The sequence below is a fragment of the Streptomyces sp. NTH33 genome, from assembly GCF_003236365.1.
Classification (GTDB): Bacteria; Actinomycetota; Actinomycetes; order Streptomycetales; family Streptomycetaceae; genus Streptomyces.
The window spans coordinates 1-584 of the sequence record NZ_POTZ01001080.1; the positions used below are offsets into that span (position 1 = coordinate 1).

Annotated in this window: 1 protein-coding gene; it reads left to right on the top strand. The window is 76.2% G+C overall.

All coding sequences use genetic code 11. The features are described from left to right. A partial coding sequence (locus C1I97_RS38565; protein ID WP_220040906.1) for a streptophobe family protein occupies positions 1-584 on the top strand: 584 nt, incomplete at both ends.

A 584-nucleotide genomic window follows, 5' to 3' on the forward strand; every position in this document is an offset into this window, starting at 1 on the left:
GCCGGGGGACGTGCGCGTTCCCGGGCTGGGCGACCTGGGGGACATCGGCGGTCTCCTCCCCGGCGGCATCGGCAGGCTCATCGACGCCAAGGCGTCGGTCGGCTTCACCGTCGACACGGCGCCGACCCTGCTGGGCGGGCTCGGCTGGTCGGCCGGGATCCTGCTGATCGCCCTGCTCGCCTCGCGCCGTACGCCGTTGCCGCGCGGCTGGGACGTCGTGCACCGGGTGGTGCGGCCGGCCGTGTCCGCGCTGGTCACGGTGGTGATGGTCGCGGTGGCGGCGGGCCTCGCGGCGGCGGCGTACGCGGCGATCGGCGACGACCGTCCCCGGCGCATCGCGGGCGCCGCGCTGCTCGGCACGCCCAACGGGGTGTGGCTCGGCGTCCCGGTCGGCCTGTTCGTCCCCTTCGACGGCCACGCGACCGGTGAACTGGCCAAGCTCCTGCCCGACCCCCTGGACAAGCTCCTGACCGTGCACTCCGGCCAGCCGGTCACGCTGTCCCGGCTGGCCGACCTGGACGGCCGGGTGTGGCTGCTGGGGGTGGCCGCGGTGCTGTCGATGCTGCTGGCGGGGGTTCTGGCGG